We start from the raw sequence: 19,749 nt of genomic DNA, 5'->3' as shown, positions 1-19,749 counted from the left end.
AATGGTGAATTAACACATATGCAACCTAACATATATTAAATATTTTAGTTCTTTGTAACAGTCGCTGACTTGAGAAAAATGCGTTGATTTTTCATTTATATCAACCTATTACACTTCTTCTCTCACCATGCCATTGATGACAATATTGTTATAACTCACCATGCCAATGACCTCCCCATCTTCAATGACCGGAGCTCGGCTAATGCCAAATCGTTCAAATAGGCGCGCACAATATTTCACATTCATATCAGGGTCGACACACAAAGCGGGCTTGGTCATGATCTCATAAATATTCGTGCGCTGTGGAGAGCGATTATTCGCCAACACCTTTTTGGCGATATCATTCATCAAGACGATGCCATATTCATCGTTGTCATCTCGCTTTTTCACCACCAGCGCTTTGACTTGGTATTTTTTAGCCAACGTTATGCCTTCATAAACTGTCATTAGCCCATCAACCATGACATAAGTAGCCGCCATTACATCTCGAACTCTAATTATCGTTTGACTGCTCATAACTCATCCTCGACCACTTTGGTCAACGTCTCTACTTGATGCGCGACACCGACTGCATCCTCAATATCGATCTGAATAGCAATGCCCTGCCCCGACTCTCGGTCGAACTCACCAACTTCATTGATGGTTTCTAATATGTGTCGAGAAAGGTGCTCCTCAACGACAAACAGCAGCACATCTTTTTGTACTTCCAGCGTTAAGCCAAAAAACGTTCGCTTTTGATTTAAACCTTGCCCGCGAGCATTGTTAATCACTGTAGCACCGGTCGCACCAGCATCGCGTGCAGCGTCCAGTACCTTGTCTGTTTTGCTGTCTTCAACAAACGCAAGTATCAATTTAAAGCGCATTTTCTTCGTCCTCCGAGACATCTTTATTCAGCCATTGGGTTATTTGCGCATAGCCCATCACAGAGATCATAGGAAACAGACTGGCAAAAGCGATCAAGCCAAAGCCATCAATCATTGGGTTTCTTCCTGGGACGGTAGAAGCAAGCCCCAGCCCTAATGCGGTTACAAGCGGAACAGTGACAGTAGAAGTCGTGACGCCTCCAGAATCGTAGGCGAGTGGAACAATAAGCTTTGGCGCATAAAACGTTTGAATCACAACCACGATGTAACCCGCAATGATGTAATAGTGAATAGGGTCACCGACAACAATCCGATAGCTCCCTAGCGCGATGCCAATGGCTACCCCAAATGCAACGGCCACGCGTAAGCCGTTAATACTGATGCTGCCACCAGAAACTTGGTTTGCTTTTATCGCTACAGCGATTAGAGAAGGCTCAGCAATCGTGGTACTAAAACCGATAAAAAAGGCGAAGGTATACACCCAATAGTAGTCGACCCACACTAAGGCTTTTCCCACAGAGACTTTAAACTCTTGTAAAAATTCCGGTGCCGTCAGTTGCACGGCCATGGTCTCTCCGAGCGGAAACAGAGCCATTTCTAATCCGAGCAAAAAAAGAGCGAGCCCAAGAATCACATAAACAAACCCAAGCAAAACCTTCTTAAGGTTGTTAACTGGACGCCTTAACACCGCTAACTGAAAACCAAAAATAATGCTGGCGATGGGAATGACATCTCGAACGGTCGATAATAAAGTGTCTAGGAAATGTTCAATTGAAATCATGTTACGACCATTCCGTAAACCATCACAAACATCATCGGTAGCAGCGAGGCAAAAGCGATCAAACCAAAACCATCCACCATGGGGTTGCGCCCTTTAATCGCCGATGCTAAACCAACCCCTAGTGCAGTGACCAAAGGCACGGTGATAGTCGACGTCGTCACACCTCCAGAATCATAAGCAACGCCAATAATGGCTTCCGGTGCAAACCACGTCAGGACGACAACGCCGACGTAGCCGCCGATGATCATGTAATGAATTGGCCACCCTTTTAAGATGCGCAGAACGCCAATAACGATGGCGATCCCCACCGAAAGTGCCACCGTTACTCGTAGCCCTTGTCCATAATCCTGCATCGATTGCTCTGAGTTTGTGATCATCCCTCCTTCTGCCGCAACTTCTGATGCTTCTTCTGCTACGGCCGTTAATGCAGGCTCGGCGATCGTGGTGCCAAAGCCTAGACAAAACGCAAAAACTAACAACCATAATACGCTGCCTTTTTTTGCAAAGGCTTGAGCCATACTCTCTCCGATAGGAAAAAGACCAAGCTCTAGACCAAAAATAAAAAACGTTAACCCTAAAACCACAAGCAATAAGCCAAAAAGAATGGAGATGAGATTAGGAAGTGGCTCTTGCAAAACAACTAATTGAAAAAAAGTGATAACAACAACGATGGGTAGCAGATCGCGAGCACTATTAAGGAGCGCTCGAAAAAGAGCAACAAATGCTTCCATACCTATCCTCCTTGATGGTGCAAACTGATTACGCTTGTTCCGTTAGCGATGTTTTTAGTCTGGCATAGATTTAGTTCTCCTACCGTGAACGAATTAGCGCCATGCATAACATTTGGTTACATTTTTTCAATATGTGAAGTCAGTAGCCTCGCTACAGGCTTGCCACTATCCTAGAAATAATAGTCGTGAGATGATCAAGCTCAGCACAAAACGACTATAATGTTCTAATACGTGTACATTCAAAGAGATAACATGAAGATATTACTCACAGGTGGCACTGGGTTTATTGGTTCGGAGTTGCTCAAGCTGCTATCCACTCACCAAGTTATGCTACTTACGCGCTCTCCAGAGCATGCAAAACAATGCCTCCAGCACGCTGATTTGGGTAATATCGAATACCTTGACTCGCTTGAGTCATTCGCCGATCTCAATCACATTGATGCCATAATTAATCTTGCGGGTGAGCCTATCGCAGATAAAAGATGGACCAGCGAGCAGAAAGAAAAAATCTGCAAAAGTCGCTGGAAAATTACCGAACAAATCGTTGAGCTGATCCACGCCAGCACAGAACCTCCCGCTGTTTTTATTAGTGGCTCGGCCGTTGGTTACTATGGCGATCAACAAGACCACCCGTTTGATGAGTGCCTGCATGTTAACAGTGAAGACTTTCCTCACGAGGTTTGTGCAAAGTGGGAGCAAATAGCCAAACGCGCAGAGTCTGAACAAACACGTGTTTGTCTATTGCGAACTGGCGTGGTGCTCGGTCTTAATGGCGGGGCTTTGGCGAAAATGCTCTTACCTTACAAACTTGGCGTAGGCGGCCCGCTCGGGAACGGTAACCAGTACATGCCTTGGATTCACATTCTGGATATGGTCCGCGCCATCATGTACTTGCTTGAAACACCACATGCCCACGGTGCGTTCAATATGTGCGCACCTCACCCTGTGACTAACCGTATCTTTAGCGGCACGTTGGCAAAAACGCTCAAACGACCACATATCTTGTTCACGCCTAAATGGGCAATGGAACTCCTAATGGGTGAATCTTCCTGTTTATTGTTCGATAGCATGAGAGCCAAACCCAAAAAGCTCACCGAACTTGGCTTCAAATTTAGCTACTCCAGAATAGAGCCGGCACTCAAGCACTTGCTTCATGACCGGAGCTGATGAATGATGACCTCATTCAATGTTGCTTGAGGCTGAATTTATGAAAAAGTCGATTCTTATTACGGGTTGCTCAACCGGTATCGGTTACGTGTGCGCTCACGCCCTGCAAAACGAGGGATTTCATGTCATAGCATCTTGTAGGAAAGAGCAAGATGTCCAACGCCTAATTAATGAAGGCCTAACCTGCATCAAGCTAGACCTAAACAGCCCTGAAAGTATTTCTTCGGGCGTAAAGCAAGCATTAGAACTAGCAGAAGGTAAGCTTTATGCCGTGTTCAATAATGGTGCCTATGGCCAGCCCGGTGCATTGGAAGACTTGCCCACCGAGGCTCTTCAAGATCAATTTCAGACCAACTTTTTTGGTTGGCACCAGTTAGTCAGAGAAGTGCTTCCTCACATGCGCATACAAGGCGAAGGACGGATAATACAAAACAGTTCTGTTCTTGGCTTTGCTGCAATGAAATACCGCGGCGCCTACAATGCGTCAAAGTTTGCCCTAGAAGGCTGGACTGACACACTACGGCTAGAGCTTGCGGATACGAATATCAAAGTGGCATTGATAGAACCTGGGCCTATCGAAACTCAATTTAGAAACAATGCATTAAAAGCCTTCGAGAAGTGGATTGATATTGAATCCAGCCCTCACCGCCTCGCCTATGAAGGACAAAGAGAGCGACTCAACAAAGACAAATCTAATAATCGATTTGTTTTACCTGCAGAGTCCTGCGTCGCACCTGTTCTTCATGCATTAACTAGCGCTTCACCTAAAATTCGCTATCGAATTACTACGCCGACTAAATTATTCGCAATCTTGAAAAGGTTATTACCAACCCGTGTGCTTGATAAAATTTTGCGACAAGCTGCATAAAAAAGTTTTGTCACAATGTAATTTCATCGTAACAATGTGATGTCATTATGAGCATGTAGGTTAAAAAAACCTCAAGCAAACGAATCAATTTCTACGCAATTCAGTGAGCACTATTCAACCTAAAGTGAATGAGTTGCTTAGATTTGGTATCGCCACCCATTACGTTTTGTAGCAATGTTTTTACTACTGCGAGGCAACAATGACATTAAATCAGCTTAACTGGCTTAGTGTGGGTGTAGTGTTGACCATGTTCATCCTATTTTGATACCGCACTAACAAATAGCATTAGAACTGCGCTGCTTCGGCAGCGTTTTCTTTTTGCCTTACACCTACTCAGCAGTAACACTATTCTCTTACCGCATCCTTTCACAAAATAGAATGATTCATTATTGATGACGATTAGCAACCATCGCTTGAATTTCCCTTAAATCAACTCCATATCTATTATCAACGACAAGACACAAAGCAAGGATACTCTGATGCAATCCCCATTTATCGTTGAGATAACAGAACAGAACTTTCGCGAAACTCTTGAAGGATCAATGAACACGCCCGTTCTGATCCACTTTTGGGCCAATGCTCAACCAGAAAGCGCACAGATACTCCCTGAGTTGCAATCTCTTGCTCAACAGTACAACGGTGCATTTACGCTTGCTTTATTAAATTGTGAAGATCAGCCGGCTCTAGCGTCTCAATTTGGTGTGCAAGTATTGCCAACTATCGCGCTGTTTATAAATGGTCAAGCCGTCGATGGATTGGGTGGCCCTCAGCCAATTGATGCCATTGCAACCATGCTACAAAAGCATTTGCCAAGCCCAGATGAACAGCTATTAAAGCAAGTCAGTGAACTTCTTCAGCAAGGTGAGCATGCTCAGGCTTTAAGCATCATCCACACTTTGCCGCCAGAACTGCAAGAGCGTGGCGATGTGAAACTCGCGATGGCTGATTGTTTATTAGAAACCAAACAATTTGATGTCGCCCAAGAGCTACTGAACGCTATCCCTCTTGAGTATCAAGATAACTACTACAAGAGTCTAATAGCCAAGCTCGAGCTGCATTTGCAGGCTGCAGATAGCCCTGAGTTACAACGACTAGAACAAGCATACGCAGCAGACATGGCAAACTTCGAACTTGCTTGTGAATTGGCGGTACAGTATAACCAAGTGGGTCGTGATGAAGAAGCGCTGGAACTGCTGTGGAATATTCTTAAAAAAGACTTGGGCGCCCAAGACGGTGAAGTGAAGAAGACTTTTATGGATATTCTCAGCGCGCTAGGTCAAGGCAACGCATTAGCAAGCAAATATCGCCGTCAGCTGTATTCGATTCTGTACTAACTCGCTGAAAAGCGAAACTTCAACTAAAGGCCGGATATTCCGGCCTTTGTTATATAAAAAAACCAATAACCTCTTAAGGTTCTCAGAACTTCAATTGTCTATTGTCTATAAATAGGTAAAAATGAATCGGACATTATGCACTTAAGGGAATAACTCATGCCAATTGATTCACTGATTACCATCGGTATTTTCGTCGTTCTTGCTGTAGTTATCTTATCTTCAGCCATTAAGACGGTGCCACAAGGAAATAACTGGACAGTCGAACGCTTCGGACGCTACACCCATACGCTAAAACCCGGCTTAAACTTGATCATCCCATTTGTTGATAAGATAGGGCAAAAAGTCAACATGATGGAGCGCGTTCTTGATATTCCAGCGCAAGAAGTTATTTCAAAAGACAACGCTAACGTGGTTATTGATGCGGTCGGATTTGTTCAAGTCATCGATGCTGCCAAAGCGGCTTATGAAGTCAACGATTTGGAACATGCCATTAGAAATTTAACTCTCACCAATATCCGTACCGTTTTAGGCTCAATGGAGTTGGACGAAATGCTGAGTCAGCGTGACATGATCAACTCCAAGCTGCTGGCAATTGTTGACCAAGCCACCAACCCGTGGGGTGTAAAAGTCACGCGAATTGAAATAAAAGATGTCCAGCCACCATCCGATCTAACAGCGGCGATGAATGCTCAAATGAAAGCCGAGCGAAATAAACGAGCGGAGATTCTCGAAGCAGAAGGGGTACGCCAAGCTGAAATTTTAAAGGCTGAAGGTCATAAGCAATCGGAGATATTAAAAGCTGAGGGCGAAAAGCAGTCTGCTATTCTCCATGCTGAAGCTCGAGAACGCGCCGCGCAGGCAGAAGCAAAAGCGACTTATATGGTTTCTGAAGCGATTGCCAAAGGCGATATGCAAGCCGTCAATTACTTCATTGCTCAGGGCTATACCGAAGCGATCAAAAGTATTGGTCAAGCCGAAAACGGCAAAATCATTATGCTTCCATTAGAAGCGACCGGACTAATGGGCTCGGTTGCAGGGATAGCAGAGATGTTTAAACAACAAGATAAAGAATAACTTATGGACTTTTTCAGTTTGCTGGAAGGCGTCTCTTTCTGGCATTGGCTAGCCTTCGGTTTTGCACTTCTAGCGGTAGAACTACTTGGGACTGCGGGATATTTTCTCTGGCTCGGAGTTTCTGCACTTATCGTTGGGGCACTAATGACCGTTTTGCCAATGAGCTGGCAATTACAATGGCTTTGCTTTGCAAGTTTCAGCTTAATCACCACTTGGTTATGGTGGCGACGACAATGGTCTCAAGACAAGAAAGAAGACCAAGAAAGAGATCTGAACCAAAAGTATAAGCAGTTAATCGGACGCACACTTACCATTGAAGAGGACTTTTCTGTTGGGCTCAATCGTATCAAGGTTGCCGATACCACGTGGTCGGCACAGTCGGATCAAGCACTTCCAGCAGGAACGCGCGTTAAAATAAAAGATATCGATGGTATTATTTTAATCATTGAGCCTGATTCTAAGTAATTTATGCCAAAGTAATGGGGCATAACTATGCTCCATTACTTTAATCTAAACAACCGCTTTCATTTCATTGATTTAATTAAAATCGAACAAAAAATAAGTAGCAGAAATATTATTAATACCTACCCTCTTCTTCCAATTATTTAATTCTTCATCATACGATAATCAATAAGATAGAAATATATCGATATAAATTATCTTTCTAAATTTATTTTAAAAAATAAAACTTTATTGAATTATTTTTTGATCTTTTTGCCCCCCCATACATACTTAACGCATAAGCATTTAAGTTGAATGCTTTTTATTTGGTAAGTAAGAGGATGTACTATGAAGAAACTTCTCTTTTTAATGTTATGCGGTATCTTTTCTTTTTCTTCCTTTGCCTACACCAACGGAAATGGTGGTACAACTAATTTAGGACCGATAGTCGAATGTAAATTGCCAAGCGGTGATGTCACTAATATTCCAAGTGAAATGTGTCGATTTAGAGGCGGAGAATGGAACTAATATAGAAGTCAGTAGTTAGTTCGATATAAGTAAACTATTGATACCTTACTTTTAAGTAAAGTCATTATTTACCCAAGCAAGTAGATATTCAATGTCTACATTAAGGTGATGATTATGAGATTTTTAGCTAGTCTATTGTTAGCATGTTTTGCCCTAGCTCCATTAACTACTCATGCCAATGGTGCTTCAGGTGGACGTACGCTAGCCCCAGAGATAAAGTGTGAGTTACCAAACGGTAACGTGCATATGTTACCGCCGTTATATTGCAAAATATATGATGGTCGAGAAGTAAAATAAAAAAGGAGCCTAGCGGCTCCTTTTTATCATCTCACTAAGTATTAGTGGAAGCTGTAAGGGATAAGAACTTGTAGACGTAGGTCTGTTTCATCCGCATCACCAGCACCAGCGTACTCATCGCGCTCTAGGATTGTACCGTGTAGACGGATCGTAGAACCTTTCAGTGCGCCACTCTGTAGAGAGTAAGATACTGTCGCGTTAACTGCGTATTCACTTTCGTAATCCCAGTCACCTGATGCACCGCTTGCTACAGAATCAGCTCCAGTACCGTAACCAAAGCCTAGGTAGTAGTTCCAGCCGTTACCTTGGTTGTAAGATAGACGGTTGTACCACGCTAGCTCACCCGCTTTGTTCCAGTCAGACAGTGCATCCCACCACTGAGACCAAGTACCGTTGTTCATACCGTAAGTATGAATTGTACGTGGAACGAAGTCAGCACGGTTGTCTGTGTCTGTGTAGCGTAGCTCAGACATCCAAGCTAGCTTGCCGAAAGATTGATTCAAAGATAGACCAGTGTGGAAACCTAGACCATCGTATTTCACATCATCGTCAACACCGTAGAAATCAAATGCTAGAGTTGTACGGTCACTCACAGTGTACTTCAAGTAAGCCTTGTAAGAAGTGTTGTCAGTTTCGTTGTGGTAGCTAGTTACTTGACCTGCACCCCAGTCGATACCATTTGCATATTGAACGCCAGTAGCTTGACCCAAACCAAGTTGCATAAACAAGCTGTCAGTTAGGTTACCGTTTAGGCCTAGAGAGTGTAGGTAGCTCCATGACGTGTCAGACCAAAGCGCTGGCGCGTAGTCATCTTCGTGAAGTAGCCAAGGTGCTGTAAATTGGTCTGCACCAAAGTAGCTTAGGTTGAAATCACCTAGTTTAGCGTTCAGTTCGAAACCACGGTAAGTACCAGGTACGAAACTCCAAACGTTACCAATAGTACCGTTACCACCCGCTTGTAGCATACCAAAGCGCGCGTTGAAGCTTTCGTTTGCTTTGAACTTCAGTGCTGCTTTGTAAACTTTAAGCTGTTGACCATCACCTGCACCCCAGTCTAGGTTGTTACAAGTTGAAATTTCGTTACATAGGTAGCCTTCGTTTGAATTGTAAAGGCTATCGTTGTAAAGGTCGCCAGAATAGTAAGCCGCAACATCTGCACCAACCCAACCATCGTGGTAGCCAGAAGTAAAGTCTAAAATTGCGTTGTAAGAAGAGTAGTTTAGACGACTCCAACGGTCACCGTTTTCACCGCCAGGCTTACCTGTTGTACGAGTACGAGAACGAGTATCAACTAGAAATAATGCATTAAGACTAGAGTCTTGCATAAATTCGTTCACTTTCTCGACGTACTCGCCACCTGCTGCACTTTCAGTAGACGCTGTAGCTGGAGCAACAGCAACAACACCAAACATTGCTGCGGTTAACGCTGAAACCTTAAAAAATTTGTCCATGGAAAAACTCCTAAAAATGGATATAGCTGTATTTTTCTATCTCACCTTTAGTTGGCCGCCGAAGGAGAGAAGTAAATTCCTGATCAAACCTCATTATTTCTAATTTGGCTTTTTTTAGTTCCTGCATACACACCGTGTATCCACGTGATTAAGACTAACTTCGCAGCTAAAAACATCCAAACGGAACTTATTTTTTTTCTAAAAAAATATGAGCCAGTCCAAAGTTCCATATAAGTTGTTGATCCAGATCTTACTTTTAACAACACCAACACAAAAACACAGTTAAACATTAAATATCAATAACTTAAACCACACCCTAGAATTCCAACTTGAAGTCACTCGCAGACTAAAGAAGTAAAAAACCTTAATAATTCAATGGGAGATCTTGATCACTGAAAAGATAAAAAGCACAAATAACTCAATCAAAAAGCACTTAATTATGAGCAAGAAAAAGCCCCACATGCTTACCATGTGGGGCTTTTAGTTATTTTTTAGCTTTTTTGATAATACTTAATTCATCAACTCGAGTAAGTCTTGTTCTGTTTTGATCTCGATACCCAGTTCTTGTGCCTTTGCCAACTTCGAACCTGCATTTTCACCAGCAAACAAAATATCCGTTTTCTTAGAAACACTACCTGTCACTTTTGCACCTAGGGATTGGAGGGCTTCTTTAGCCTCTGTGCGACCTAATTGAGAAAGTGTTCCTGTCAATACAACTGTCTTACCTTCTAACGGTAGCTCTCCTACCTGCTCAGTCGTATTAATCTCTGGCCAGTGGATCCCTTGTTCAAGCAAATCTTTAACCACTGCTTGGTTCTGCTCTTCACTGAAGAAAGTCGTAATATGTTGAGCAACCACAGCACCGATGTCTTGCACTTCAATTAACTGCTCTTCGTTAGCATTTTGGATGGCTTCCAACGTTTTAAAGTGCATTGCTAGGTTTGCGGCGGTTGCTTCGCCAACTTCACGAATCCCAAGCGAATACAAAAAGCGAGGTAACGTTGTTTCTTTGGATTTTTCTAACGCATTCACAATGTTCTGCGCAGACTTTGGCCCCATGCGATCTAATACCGTTAAAATCCCAGCAGATAACTTAAATAAGTCAGCAGGAGTTTTCACCATCTCACGGTCAACAAGTTGCTCGATCACTTTATCGCCTAGACCGTCAACGTCTAACGCTTTACGAGACACAAAGTGCTTTAGCGCTTGTTTACGTTGAGCTTGGCAAACTAAGCCACCCGTGCAACGTGTTACCGCCTCTCCTTCGATCCGCTCAACATGCGAACCACAAACAGGACACTGAATTGGAAAAATAATATCTCGCGCTGTTTCTGGTCGACGCTCTTTGATGACAGAAACAACTTGAGGAATAACGTCACCCGCTCGACGAATCACAACGTGATCACCGATCTTAACTTGCAGACGTTCTATCTCATCTGCGTTATGAAGCGTCGCATTACTTACCGTTACCCCGCCAACAAATACAGGCTCTAGTTTAGCAACAGGTGTAATCGCACCAGTACGACCGACTTGGAATTCCACCTCATTCAACGTCGTCATTTCTTCCTGAGCCGGGAATTTGTAGGCGATCGCCCAACGTGGAGCGCGAGCAACAAATCCAAGACGCTCTTGCACGGCAATATCGTCAATTTTAATGACGACACCATCGATCTCATAAGGAAGGGCATCACGACGCTGCAAGATATCTTGGTAGTAAGCTTTTACATCCGCCAAACTTTCAACTCGCTTGGTCTCCGGGCACATTGGTAATCCCCAAGATTTAATTTGCAAGAAGCGTTCGTAGTGACTTGCCGCCAATTCAGCGCCTTGCACCACGCCTACACTGTATGCATAGAAGCTAAGCGGACGAGAAGCCGTAATGCGTGAATCCAATTGTCGTAAGCTACCTGCCGCAGCATTACGTGGATTAACAAAGATTTTCTCGCCTTTCTTCCTTGCTAATTCATTAAGCTTTTCAAACCCAGCTTTCGGCATAAAGACTTCACCACGAACTTCAAGACGATTTGGCCAGTCATTACCCCTGAGTTTTAAAGGAATGGCTTTAATCGTACGTACATTTTCTGTGATGTTCTCGCCAGTAGTGCCATCGCCTCGTGTTGCCGCCTGAACTAACACACCGTTCTCATACAGTAAACTAACTGCGAGTCCATCCAGTTTCGGCTCACAACAGTATTCTTTTACACTCTGACTGCCCACCCGCTCTTGTGCTCGCTTATGGAAACTATCAAGTTCGCTGTCATCAAACGCATTATCAAGCGAAAGCATCGGTACTTCATGTGTCACTTGGCTAAACGCAGAGAGAGGTTGTCCACCGACACGTTGACTTGGTGAATCTACGGTAATTAAATCAGGGTTCTCAGCTTCAATATCCAGGAGCTCTCGCATTAAGCGGTCGTACTCGGCATCAGGGATCTCTGGGTTATCTTCCACGTAGTAACGCACAGCGTGGTAATGCAACGACTCTTTTAGTTCTTCTAATCGCTGAAGTACTGATTCAGACATAGTAAAGCCCCGTGTATTTTCAATCGGTGAGGTTGGGAAATCCAAGAAAAAGGGCTCCATCCGGAGCCCTATTATTATTTGCTGTTAAGATTATGCGTTAGCGGCATTAAACTCAACTATTTGACGTCGATAAGACGCTAAACGGTCTGGCGTCATTAAGTTACGCTGGTCATCAAGCACGTTGCCACCTAAATCATCAGCAATTTGCTGCGCAGTTCGGAGCATTAAGTTGAAGTTCTGTTCAGCCTCGCCATAACAAGGCAATGTCATGAAGAATGAAATACCCTTCGTTGTAAACTCAGCAGGATCAGCATGCTCAAACGTACCAGGGTGCATCATATTAGCGACGCTAAACAGCACTTTGCCGTTACCGGACAAGTCGACATGACGGTGGAAAATATCCATCTCGCCATAAATTAAGCCGTTTTGTTGCATACTCTCAAATAAAGCAGTACCAACAAATGGCTCTTCACCCGCGCAGTGCACATTCAATACAATCACTTGCATTTCAGGTTCAGGCTTTGGCTCTTCCTTAGGCTCAGCAAGGACAGGGTCGCTAACCGTTTCGACTTGCTGTTCTTTCTCCGTAATATCAAACGCGGCGGGAATAGCTTCTTCTTCCACAGCAGGCTGGAGTGGCTCTTCAACTACTGGTGCTTGAACAACAGGCTCAACGTCCTCTTCTTTATCTTTTTCTGCAACAAATGAAGGGATGTCATCTGGCTCCTGCTGTGTCTGTTTTACTTCAGATGGACCACCGAATAACGGGTCAGATTCAAACTTGTTGTCGAAAGAACTCGCCATCCCAAAATCTGGTTCTTTGCGATCTTTACGAATGATCTCAAAGTCATCTTCAGGAGCGGGAGCGAAGTCTCGTTCTTTCTCGACAATATCATTTTTGTCCCCTTGGTCAACATCCAGCTTACCAAGCGGCTTGTTACCAAACTTTGCTTTGCCTTCTTTTTTACTGCTCCATAAACCATGAAACAGTAATGCCGCGATGGCTAATGCGCCAACAACAATGAGTACGAATCGCAATTCCTGCATTATTTACTCTCAATATACTTGTTTTTACTACTCGCAGTTCCTTGAGCAGCAACCCAAGTGCAATAAATCTGAATGATACGTTTACTTTACCAAAACTATATGTAGATTTAGAACAACTTAATGCAAGAAGTTCCGTTTTTTGTTGTGATTCTTGCCACGATTCCACTTAACAAGACGTCATTTGTCAGGGCATTGAAAGAAAAGTCCTCACAGGTACAATGAGTTTTCATTTACACGAAGCCAAAATAGACATGAAGCAAAACAATCAGCAGAGAACCGGGTTCGGTTATTTTCTATACGGGATACAATTGGCACTTGCCCCTAAAATCAGGCGCTTTGTCATCTTACCTCTACTTGCAAATATCTTGCTTGTAGGTGGTGCCATCTTCTATCTATTTTCAAACCTTAATATATGGATAGAAGGCTGGATTGGGCAGCTGCCTGAGTTTTTATCCTGGTTAACTTACATTCTTTGGCCTTTACTCGCTCTGACGATACTCGCTACCTTCTCCTATTTTTTCAGCACGCTCGCGAACTTTATCGCCGCGCCATTCAATGGCCTCTTAGCTGAAAAAGTGGAAGAGTACTTAACGGGACAAAAAGTAAATGATGATGGATTCACTGCCGTTCTGAAAGATGTTCCTCGCGTTTTAGCTCGTGAATGGAGAAAGCTGCTTTACATCTTACCTAAAGCAATAGGCCTATTCCTGTTATTGCTCATCCCTGCCCTTGGGCAAACAGTAGGCCCATTTTTATGGTTTATTTTTACCGCTTGGATGCTCGCGATTCAATATTGTGACTACCCGTTTGATAACCATAAAATCCCATTTAACGACATGCGTTACAAATTGAAACAAAAGCAAGGTAAGGCCTATGGCTTTGGGGTATTGGTGTCTGTGTTTACGACGATCCCAATTTTGAACCTCATTGTCATGCCTGTAGCAATATGTGGCGCAACCGCTATGTGGGTGGCGGAGTTTAAGCACCAACGATAGTCGATTAGAGATTAAGGAAAGGGATCTGCGCCAGCTTTTCCCTTTTCTTTTATCGAGTTCTGGGCCAACCTAATAAGATATAACTTTTTAATCCTTTTCCCTTTTTTTCATACCGCATATTCTTCTATCCATATTCACACAACGTGTAATGAAGGAACATCACTATGAGCAAAATCTACGAAGATAACTCTCTTACTATCGGTAATACACCTCTCGTTCGTCTAAACAAAGTAAGCAAAGGCAAAGTTCTCGCGAAAATTGAAGCGCGTAACCCTAGCTTCAGTGTTAAGTGCCGTATCGGTGCAAACATGATTTGGGAAGCAGAGAAAGCGGGGCTTCTTAAGCCAGGTGTAGAGCTTGTAGAACCTACCAGTGGTAACACAGGTGTTGCTCTAGCATTCGTAGCGGCCGCTCGCGGTTACAAGCTAACATTGACCATGCCTGAATCAATGAGCCTAGAACGCCGTAAGCTACTTAAAGCACTGGGCGCTAACCTTGAGCTGACTGAAGCGGCGAAAGGCATGAAAGGGGCGATTGCTAAAGCAGAAGAAATCGTAGCAAGCAACCCTGAGAAGTACCTACTTCTTCAACAATTTGACAACCCTGCGAACCCAGAGATCCACGAAAAGACTACGGGCCCTGAGATTTGGGAAGCTACAGACGGTGAAATCGACGTATTCGTTGCTGGTGTCGGTACGGGCGGTACTATCACAGGTACAAGCCGTTACATCAAAGGTGAAAAAGGCAAAGCCATCACTTCTGTTGCAGTTGAGCCAGCAGAGTCTCCAGTTATTGCACAAGCACTTGCTGGCGAAGAAATCCAACCTGCTCCGCACAAAATCCAAGGTATCGGCGCTGGTTTCATCCCAGGTAACCTCGATTTAGACATTATTGACCGTGTTGAGCAAGTCACCTCAGAAGAAGCGATTGAGATGGCTCGTCGCCTAATGGAAGAGGAAGGTATCCTAGCTGGTATCTCATCCGGCGCGGCTGTTGTTGCAGCTAACCGACTTGCAGAACTCCCTGAATTTGAAGGAAAAACAATTGTAACCGTTCTACCAAGTTCAGGTGAGCGTTACCTAAGTACAGCACTCTTTGCAGGTATCTTTACCGAAAAAGAGAACCAACAATAATATGTGTTCAAATCAATTTTTAGTTTAAAAAAGCCCCGTTTAGGGGCTTTTTTGTTGATCCCTGCCCTACCTTTGGTAATATCAGGGTGTTTTATTTCTAGCTTCAAAATAAAGAAGCGGAACACAAAAAGGTTTCAAAGTGATTACGCACGCAAACAGTTGCGTAGTTACCAAACTTTTGACTAGTATCAGAACTGACGCGCTTTGAACTCTTCCCGTGCTAGCGCACAAGATGTAAAGCAGTTAAGCTAAAATCTAGTCACAAACTAACAAAAAAATACATTTATTGGGGTATATCACATGTACGAGAAGCAAGTAGAAATCACAGCAGAAAACGGCCTTCACACTCGTCCAGCTGCACAGTTTGTTAAAGAAGCAAAAGCATTCGACGCAGACATCACTGTGACTTCTAACGGTAAAAGCGCTAGCGCTAAGAGCCTATTCAAACTACAAACACTAGGCCTAGTAAAAGGTACTCAAGTAACTATTTCTGCTGAAGGCCCACAAGCTCAGCAAGCAGTTGACCACCTAGTTGCTCTAATGGACCAACTACACTAATCCGGTCTCCTACTCCAGAAGCCATTTTGTGAAAGCAAAATGGCTTCGTTGGAAATAGGCTCAAAACTAAGCTAAAACTATTCGTTAGCGCACCCATTATTCTCCCGTTTTATAAAGTTGACCAAACTTAAGGTAAGGCTATGATTTCAGGCATCCTAGCATCTCCTGGTATTGCAATCGGTAAAGCACTACTACTTCAAGAAGATGAAATTGTCCTAAACACAAACACTATTTCTGACGATCAAGTAGAAGCTGAAGTTCAGCGTTTCTTCGACGCTCGTAACAAATCTGCAGCTCAGCTAGAAACTATCAAGCAAAAAGCGCTTGAAACGTTTGGTGAAGAAAAAGAAGCGATCTTTGAAGGTCACATCATGCTTCTTGAAGACGAAGAGCTAGAAGAAGAGATCCTAGCACTTATCAAAAACGACAAGATGACTGCGGATCACGCTATCCACTCAGTTATCGAAGAGCAAGCATGTGCTCTTGAGTCACTAGATGACGAATACCTAAAAGAACGTGCAACTGACATCCGCGATATCGGTTCTCGTTTTGTGAAAAACGCACTGGGTATCAACATTGTTTCGCTTAGCGACATCAATGAAGAAGTTATCCTAGTTGCTTACGACCTAACGCCATCTGAAACGGCACAAATTAACCTAGACTACGTACTTGGTTTTGCTTGTGATATCGGCGGTCGTACATCTCACACTTCAATCATGGCTCGCTCTCTTGAGCTTCCAGCTATCGTTGGTACTAACGACATCACGAAAAAAGTTAAGAATGGCGATATGCTGATTCTTGACGCGATGAACAACAAGATTGTTGTTAACCCATCAGAAGCTGAACTAGAAGAAGCGAAAGCGGTTAAAGCGGCATTCCTAGCTGAAAAAGAAGAGCTAGCGAAACTGAAAGACCTGCACGCAGAAACGACTGACGGTCACCGTGTAGAAGTTTGCGGTAACATCGGTACAGTGAAAGACTGTGACGGTATCCTCCGTAACGGCGGTGAAGGTGTTGGTCTGTACCGTACTGAATTCCTATTTATGGACCGTACTGCACTTCCAACTGAAGAAGAACAGTACCAAGCGTACAAAGAAGTTGCGGAAGCAATGAACGGTCAAGCTGTGATCATCCGTACTATGGATATCGGCGGCGATAAAGATCTCCCATACATGGATCTTCCAAAAGAGATGAACCCATTCCTAGGCTGGCGTGCTGTACGTATCAGCCTGGATCGTCGTGAAATCCTTCGTGATCAGCTACGTGGCATCCTACGTGCTTCTGCACACGGCAAACTGCGTATTATGTTCCCAATGATCATCTCTGTCGAAGAAATCCGTGAGCTTAAGAAAGCGATCGAAGAGTACAAAGAAGAGCTACGTGCTGAAGGCCACGCGTTCGACGAAAACATCGAAATCGGTGTTATGGTTGAAACTCCTGCTGCTGCTGCGATCGCACACCACTTAGCGAAGGAAGTGTCTTTCTTCTCTATCGGTACAAACGACCTAACTCAGTACACGCTAGCGGTAGACCGTGGTAACGAGATGATCTCTCATCTTTACAACCCACTATCACCAGCAGTACTAACCGTGATCAAGCAAGTTATTGACGCTTCTCACGCAGAAGGTAAATGGACTGGTATGTGTGGTGAACTTGCAGGTGACGAGCGTGCAACGCTTCTACTTCTAGGTATGGGTCTGGACGAGTTCTCAATGAGCGGCATTTCAATCCCTAAAGTGAAGAAAGTAGTTCGTAACTCTAACTTCGCAGAAGTGAAAGCAATGGCTGAAGAAGCCCTTTCTTTACCAACAGCTGCAGAAATCGAAGCCGTGGTAGAAAAGTTTATTGCTGAGAAAGCTCAGTAATCGGTAGTACCAAGTAATTCAATACTTAATGGCCATTAGACGGCGAAAAAAGTCGTCTAATGCGCTATATTGGTATACTATAATTCGACAGAATAAAACCAAACCTTAGGAGCATGACACAATGGGTCTGTTTGACAAACTTAAGAAGCTTGTATCTGATGACAGCGCTGACGCTGGTGCTATCGAAATCATCGCGCCACTTTCTGGTGAGATTGTAAACATCGAAGACGTGCCAGATGTTGTTTTCGCTGAGAAAATCGTTGGTGACGGTATTGCTATCAAGCCAGCAGGCAACAAAATGGTAGCTCCTGTAAACGGTACTATCGGTAAGATCTTCGAAACTAACCACGCATTCTCTATCGAGTCTGACGACGGTGTTGAGCTTTTCGTTCACTTCGGTATCGACACAGTTGAACTAAAAGGCGAAGGCTTCACGCGTATCGCTGAAGAAGGTCAAACTGTTAAAGCTGGCGACACTGTAATTGAATTCGATCTAGCTCTTCTAGAAGAGAAAGCGAAGTCAACGCTAACTCCAGTTGTTATCTCTAACATGGACGAAATCAAAGAGCTGAACAAGCTTTCTGGTTCTGTGACTGTTGGTGAAACTCCAGTTCTACGTGTAACTAAGTAATTTTTACTTAGCCGAACACGAAAAAACGCTGCCATTGGCAGCGTTTTTTATTACCTGAAGTTTATGCTTTCTTACCAGATTCAACTGAGTAGACCAAGTGCCGAACTCGGCCTTTGTTTTGCCTGAGCCAATAACGCAGTTGTCGCATCTTGGAGCACTTGAGAACGCACCATTTCCGTAGATTCTCTTGCGAAGTCTGTATCTCTTATTCGACTCTTGGATTCCGTAACACTCCGATTCACGGTATTTAAGTTATCCACAGAACCATTTACACGATTCTGAAAGCTGCCAATTTCACTTCGGTGCGAATCAACGTACTTGATCGCTGCATCAATCACCCCAATTGAAAGCTGCGCCTTACCAGCCGTCGACATATCGATGTCATCCATTGTGACTAATTGACCAGTGCTTATATCAAGCTCATCCGCTAAACTGCCTTCTAACTCCACTCCTTCTGGCGTATTCATCGTAGAGGCAAAGAATTGCAGTTCATTGTTTTCCGTTACTGAGGCACTCACTACCAATTGTTGAGCATTGATGTAAGTGGCGACCTGTTCTATGCGATCACCCAATTTGAGCCCAATGGATTCCGTTTGGGTTTGCCCTTTACTGTCTTGGTATTCGACTTTTAGAGTTTGGTTATCTTTAGTGACTCGCCAATCTTTATCAACCGCATCACCAACATAATGCTGCCCTCCCATCTCTGGGATATGGCTACGCATATTACGTAACGTCAAAGAGATTGAATTAGCGTTCGCTCCAATATGGAAACTTTGTGAACCGTAAGATCCATCAAACAGGTTTTTATCCGCAAATGTTGTCGTGATCGCGACACGATCAAGCTCATCCTGCAGCGCTACGACCTCGTATTGGATGCTTTGTCGGTCACTGGTATCGTTACTACCATTTGCCGCTTGAAGCCCTAGAGAGCGTAACCGTTGCAAAATATCACTGCTCTCATGTAACGCGCCTTCCGCGGTTTGCGCGACCGAATAAGCATCGTGCGCATTTCTTAAGGCGACATCAAGCCCTCTCGTTTGCACATGGAGAGTATTGGATATCTGTAAACCTGCCGCATCATCACTCGCCGAGTTAATTCGAAAACCAGAAGTGAGGTTGCGTTGTGATTCGACGTTTTGCGCTGCTGCTTGACTCAAGTGTCTCTGCGCCACCATCGCGGCAACATTGGTATTTAAAGAGACCATCTAATCGATATGAGTGCCTTGTCGAACATCCTGTTGGGACGCATCTAAACGTTATAGCCGATAAGCAAAAAAGCCAGGGATGAGCCTGGCTTTTGTATCTTGTCTTATTAAGGTGCTTAACCTAGCAGACTTAGCGCTGAGTTTGGCGCTTGTTTCGCTTGCGCAAGGATTGAGCTTGACGCTTGCGATAGAATTTGTGACTTGGTCATTTGAGTCGTTTCTTTCGCGAAGTCAGTATCTTTGATACGGCTCTTCGA

The 19,749-nt window shown here is 43.9% G+C and carries 20 protein-coding genes; 11 read left to right on the top strand and 9 right to left on the bottom strand.

Annotated elements, in window-relative coordinates; all coding sequences use genetic code 11:
* Nucleotides 1–108: 108 nt before the first annotated feature.
* The 4 genes from ACWYVB_RS20755 to ACWYVB_RS20740 are packed head-to-tail and all read right to left on the bottom strand — an operon-like array spanning nucleotide 109 to nucleotide 2,375.
* Entirely contained in the window at nucleotides 109–516 is a 408-nt protein-coding gene (locus ACWYVB_RS20755) for a CBS domain-containing protein (protein WP_005393075.1), read from the bottom strand.
* Nucleotides 513–863 (bottom strand): P-II family nitrogen regulator, encoded by a 351-nt coding sequence (locus tag ACWYVB_RS20750; protein ID WP_005382084.1) that lies wholly within the window; start codon nucleotides 861–863, stop codon nucleotides 513–515. Before ACWYVB_RS20750 ends, ACWYVB_RS20755 begins: the two co-directional genes overlap by 4 nt.
* The gene (locus ACWYVB_RS20745) at nucleotides 853–1,644 is read right to left on the bottom strand and encodes a DUF1538 domain-containing protein (RefSeq protein WP_046874269.1); all 792 of its coding nucleotides are present in this window, start codon (nucleotides 1,642–1,644) and stop codon (nucleotides 853–855) included. Before ACWYVB_RS20745 ends, ACWYVB_RS20750 begins: the two co-directional genes overlap by 11 nt.
* Nucleotides 1,641–2,375, bottom strand: coding sequence for a DUF1538 family protein (locus ACWYVB_RS20740; protein WP_457529997.1), 735 nt, complete (start codon nucleotides 2,373–2,375; stop codon nucleotides 1,641–1,643). Before ACWYVB_RS20740 ends, ACWYVB_RS20745 begins: the two co-directional genes overlap by 4 nt.
* Before the next feature lie 252 nt (nucleotides 2,376–2,627).
* Here ACWYVB_RS20740 and ACWYVB_RS20735 point away from each other — a divergent pair, with 252 nt between their 5' ends.
* The 6 genes from ACWYVB_RS20735 (at nucleotide 2,628) to ACWYVB_RS20710 (ending at nucleotide 7,787) form a co-directional block, all read left to right on the top strand.
* A complete protein-coding gene (locus tag ACWYVB_RS20735) occupies nucleotides 2,628–3,542 on the top strand; it encodes a TIGR01777 family oxidoreductase (protein ID WP_074191007.1) in 915 nt (304 codons plus the stop codon).
* A gap of 40 nt (nucleotides 3,543–3,582) precedes the next feature.
* Nucleotides 3,583–4,410, top strand: coding sequence for an SDR family oxidoreductase (locus ACWYVB_RS20730; protein WP_104974383.1), 828 nt, complete (start codon nucleotides 3,583–3,585; stop codon nucleotides 4,408–4,410).
* Between the two features lie 479 nt (nucleotides 4,411–4,889).
* Nucleotides 4,890–5,744, top strand: a complete 855-nt coding sequence (locus tag ACWYVB_RS20725) for a co-chaperone YbbN (RefSeq protein ID WP_048626123.1) — start codon at nucleotides 4,890–4,892, stop codon at nucleotides 5,742–5,744.
* A 156-nt stretch (nucleotides 5,745–5,900) separates the two neighbouring features.
* Nucleotides 5,901–6,818, top strand: coding sequence for an SPFH domain-containing protein (locus ACWYVB_RS20720; RefSeq protein ID WP_005393087.1), 918 nt, complete (start codon nucleotides 5,901–5,903; stop codon nucleotides 6,816–6,818).
* 3 nt (nucleotides 6,819–6,821) lie between these two features.
* Nucleotides 6,822–7,283, top strand: a complete 462-nt coding sequence (locus ACWYVB_RS20715) for an NfeD family protein (protein WP_005393089.1) — start codon at nucleotides 6,822–6,824, stop codon at nucleotides 7,281–7,283.
* Nucleotides 7,284–7,607: 324 nt separating this feature from the next.
* Complete coding sequence (locus tag ACWYVB_RS20710; protein WP_074191004.1) at nucleotides 7,608–7,787, top strand: hypothetical protein; 180 nt, start codon at nucleotides 7,608–7,610, stop codon at nucleotides 7,785–7,787.
* 338 nt (nucleotides 7,788–8,125) lie between these two features.
* On the opposite strand, the gene ACWYVB_RS20705 is transcribed toward ACWYVB_RS20710, so the two are convergent.
* From ACWYVB_RS20705 to zipA, 3 genes are all read right to left on the bottom strand, one after another.
* On the bottom strand, nucleotides 8,126–9,535 hold the full coding sequence (locus ACWYVB_RS20705) for an OprD family porin (protein ID WP_257889165.1): 1,410 nt from the start codon (nucleotides 9,533–9,535) through the stop codon (nucleotides 8,126–8,128).
* Between the two features lie 510 nt (nucleotides 9,536–10,045).
* On the bottom strand, nucleotides 10,046–12,058 hold the full coding sequence (gene ligA, locus ACWYVB_RS20700) for an NAD-dependent DNA ligase LigA (protein ID WP_395200664.1): 2,013 nt from the start codon (nucleotides 12,056–12,058) through the stop codon (nucleotides 10,046–10,048).
* 90 nt (nucleotides 12,059–12,148) lie between these two features.
* Complete coding sequence (zipA, locus tag ACWYVB_RS20695; RefSeq protein WP_395200665.1) at nucleotides 12,149–13,105, bottom strand: cell division protein ZipA; 957 nt, start codon at nucleotides 13,103–13,105, stop codon at nucleotides 12,149–12,151.
* A 251-nt stretch (nucleotides 13,106–13,356) separates the two neighbouring features.
* Between zipA and cysZ the strand changes: the two genes are divergently transcribed.
* From cysZ to crr, 5 genes are all read left to right on the top strand, one after another.
* A complete protein-coding gene (gene cysZ, locus ACWYVB_RS20690) occupies nucleotides 13,357–14,100 on the top strand; it encodes a sulfate transporter CysZ (protein ID WP_025998633.1) in 744 nt (247 codons plus the stop codon).
* Between the two features lie 164 nt (nucleotides 14,101–14,264).
* Entirely contained in the window at nucleotides 14,265–15,233 is a 969-nt protein-coding gene (cysK, locus tag ACWYVB_RS20685) for a cysteine synthase A (protein ID WP_005382045.1), read from the top strand.
* Nucleotides 15,234–15,533: 300 nt separating this feature from the next.
* Nucleotides 15,534–15,791 carry an HPr family phosphocarrier protein gene (locus tag ACWYVB_RS20680; protein ID WP_005382043.1) on the top strand — a complete coding sequence of 86 codons (258 nt, stop codon included), beginning with the start codon at nucleotides 15,534–15,536 and terminating at the stop codon, nucleotides 15,789–15,791.
* 140 nt (nucleotides 15,792–15,931) lie between these two features.
* Nucleotides 15,932–17,656: a phosphoenolpyruvate-protein phosphotransferase PtsI gene (ptsI, locus tag ACWYVB_RS20675; RefSeq protein WP_005393100.1), complete on the top strand. Its 1,725-nt coding sequence runs from the start codon at nucleotides 15,932–15,934 to the stop codon at nucleotides 17,654–17,656.
* Nucleotides 17,657–17,777: 121 nt separating this feature from the next.
* The gene (gene crr, locus ACWYVB_RS20670) at nucleotides 17,778–18,287 is read left to right on the top strand and encodes a PTS glucose transporter subunit IIA (protein ID WP_005382041.1); all 510 of its coding nucleotides are present in this window, start codon (nucleotides 17,778–17,780) and stop codon (nucleotides 18,285–18,287) included.
* A gap of 80 nt (nucleotides 18,288–18,367) precedes the next feature.
* Here the strand turns inward: crr and ACWYVB_RS20665 are convergent, their stop codons facing one another.
* Together ACWYVB_RS20665 and ACWYVB_RS20660 are read right to left on the bottom strand one after the other, a co-directional pair.
* A complete protein-coding gene (locus tag ACWYVB_RS20665) occupies nucleotides 18,368–19,492 on the bottom strand; it encodes a flagellin (protein ID WP_395200666.1) in 1,125 nt (374 codons plus the stop codon).
* Nucleotides 19,493–19,608: 116 nt separating this feature from the next.
* Nucleotides 19,609–19,749, bottom strand: a 141-nt coding sequence (locus tag ACWYVB_RS20660) for a flagellin (RefSeq protein ID WP_331442293.1), incomplete at its 5' end; no start/stop codon positions are given.

The sequence above is a fragment of the Vibrio sp. JZG10 genome, assembly GCF_054064075.1.
This window is presented reverse-complemented; position numbering and strand designations above follow the sequence as displayed.

What these genes read in the sequence shown, in the direction of transcription:
- ACWYVB_RS20680 (WP_005382043.1), top strand. Translation starts at nt 15,534, where the DNA reads ATGTACGAGAAGCAAGTAGAAATCACAGCAGAAAACGGCCTTCACACT.
- ACWYVB_RS20725 (WP_048626123.1), top strand. Translation starts at nt 4,890, where the DNA reads ATGCAATCCCCATTTATCGTTGAGATAACAGAACAGAACTTTCGCGAA.
- zipA (WP_395200665.1), bottom strand. Translation starts at nt 13,105, where the DNA reads ATGCAGGAATTGCGATTCGTACTCATTGTTGTTGGCGCATTAGCCATC.
- crr (WP_005382041.1), top strand. Translation starts at nt 17,778, where the DNA reads ATGGGTCTGTTTGACAAACTTAAGAAGCTTGTATCTGATGACAGCGCT.
- ACWYVB_RS20665 (WP_395200666.1), bottom strand. Translation starts at nt 19,492, where the DNA reads ATGGTCTCTTTAAATACCAATGTTGCCGCGATGGTGGCGCAGAGACAC.
- ACWYVB_RS20710 (WP_074191004.1), top strand. Translation starts at nt 7,608, where the DNA reads ATGAAGAAACTTCTCTTTTTAATGTTATGCGGTATCTTTTCTTTTTCT.
- ACWYVB_RS20735 (WP_074191007.1), top strand. Translation starts at nt 2,628, where the DNA reads ATGAAGATATTACTCACAGGTGGCACTGGGTTTATTGGTTCGGAGTTG.
- ACWYVB_RS20745 (WP_046874269.1), bottom strand. Translation starts at nt 1,644, where the DNA reads ATGATTTCAATTGAACATTTCCTAGACACTTTATTATCGACCGTTCGA.
- ptsI (WP_005393100.1), top strand. Translation starts at nt 15,932, where the DNA reads ATGATTTCAGGCATCCTAGCATCTCCTGGTATTGCAATCGGTAAAGCA.
- ACWYVB_RS20720 (WP_005393087.1), top strand. Translation starts at nt 5,901, where the DNA reads ATGCCAATTGATTCACTGATTACCATCGGTATTTTCGTCGTTCTTGCT.
- cysZ (WP_025998633.1), top strand. Translation starts at nt 13,357, where the DNA reads ATGAAGCAAAACAATCAGCAGAGAACCGGGTTCGGTTATTTTCTATAC.
- ACWYVB_RS20715 (WP_005393089.1), top strand. Translation starts at nt 6,822, where the DNA reads ATGGACTTTTTCAGTTTGCTGGAAGGCGTCTCTTTCTGGCATTGGCTA.
- ACWYVB_RS20750 (WP_005382084.1), bottom strand. Translation starts at nt 863, where the DNA reads ATGCGCTTTAAATTGATACTTGCGTTTGTTGAAGACAGCAAAACAGAC.
- ACWYVB_RS20740 (WP_457529997.1), bottom strand. Translation starts at nt 2,375, where the DNA reads ATGGAAGCATTTGTTGCTCTTTTTCGAGCGCTCCTTAATAGTGCTCGC.
- ACWYVB_RS20755 (WP_005393075.1), bottom strand. Translation starts at nt 516, where the DNA reads ATGAGCAGTCAAACGATAATTAGAGTTCGAGATGTAATGGCGGCTACT.
- cysK (WP_005382045.1), top strand. Translation starts at nt 14,265, where the DNA reads ATGAGCAAAATCTACGAAGATAACTCTCTTACTATCGGTAATACACCT.
- ACWYVB_RS20705 (WP_257889165.1), bottom strand. Translation starts at nt 9,535, where the DNA reads ATGGACAAATTTTTTAAGGTTTCAGCGTTAACCGCAGCAATGTTTGGT.
- ACWYVB_RS20730 (WP_104974383.1), top strand. Translation starts at nt 3,583, where the DNA reads ATGAAAAAGTCGATTCTTATTACGGGTTGCTCAACCGGTATCGGTTAC.
- ligA (WP_395200664.1), bottom strand. Translation starts at nt 12,058, where the DNA reads ATGTCTGAATCAGTACTTCAGCGATTAGAAGAACTAAAAGAGTCGTTG.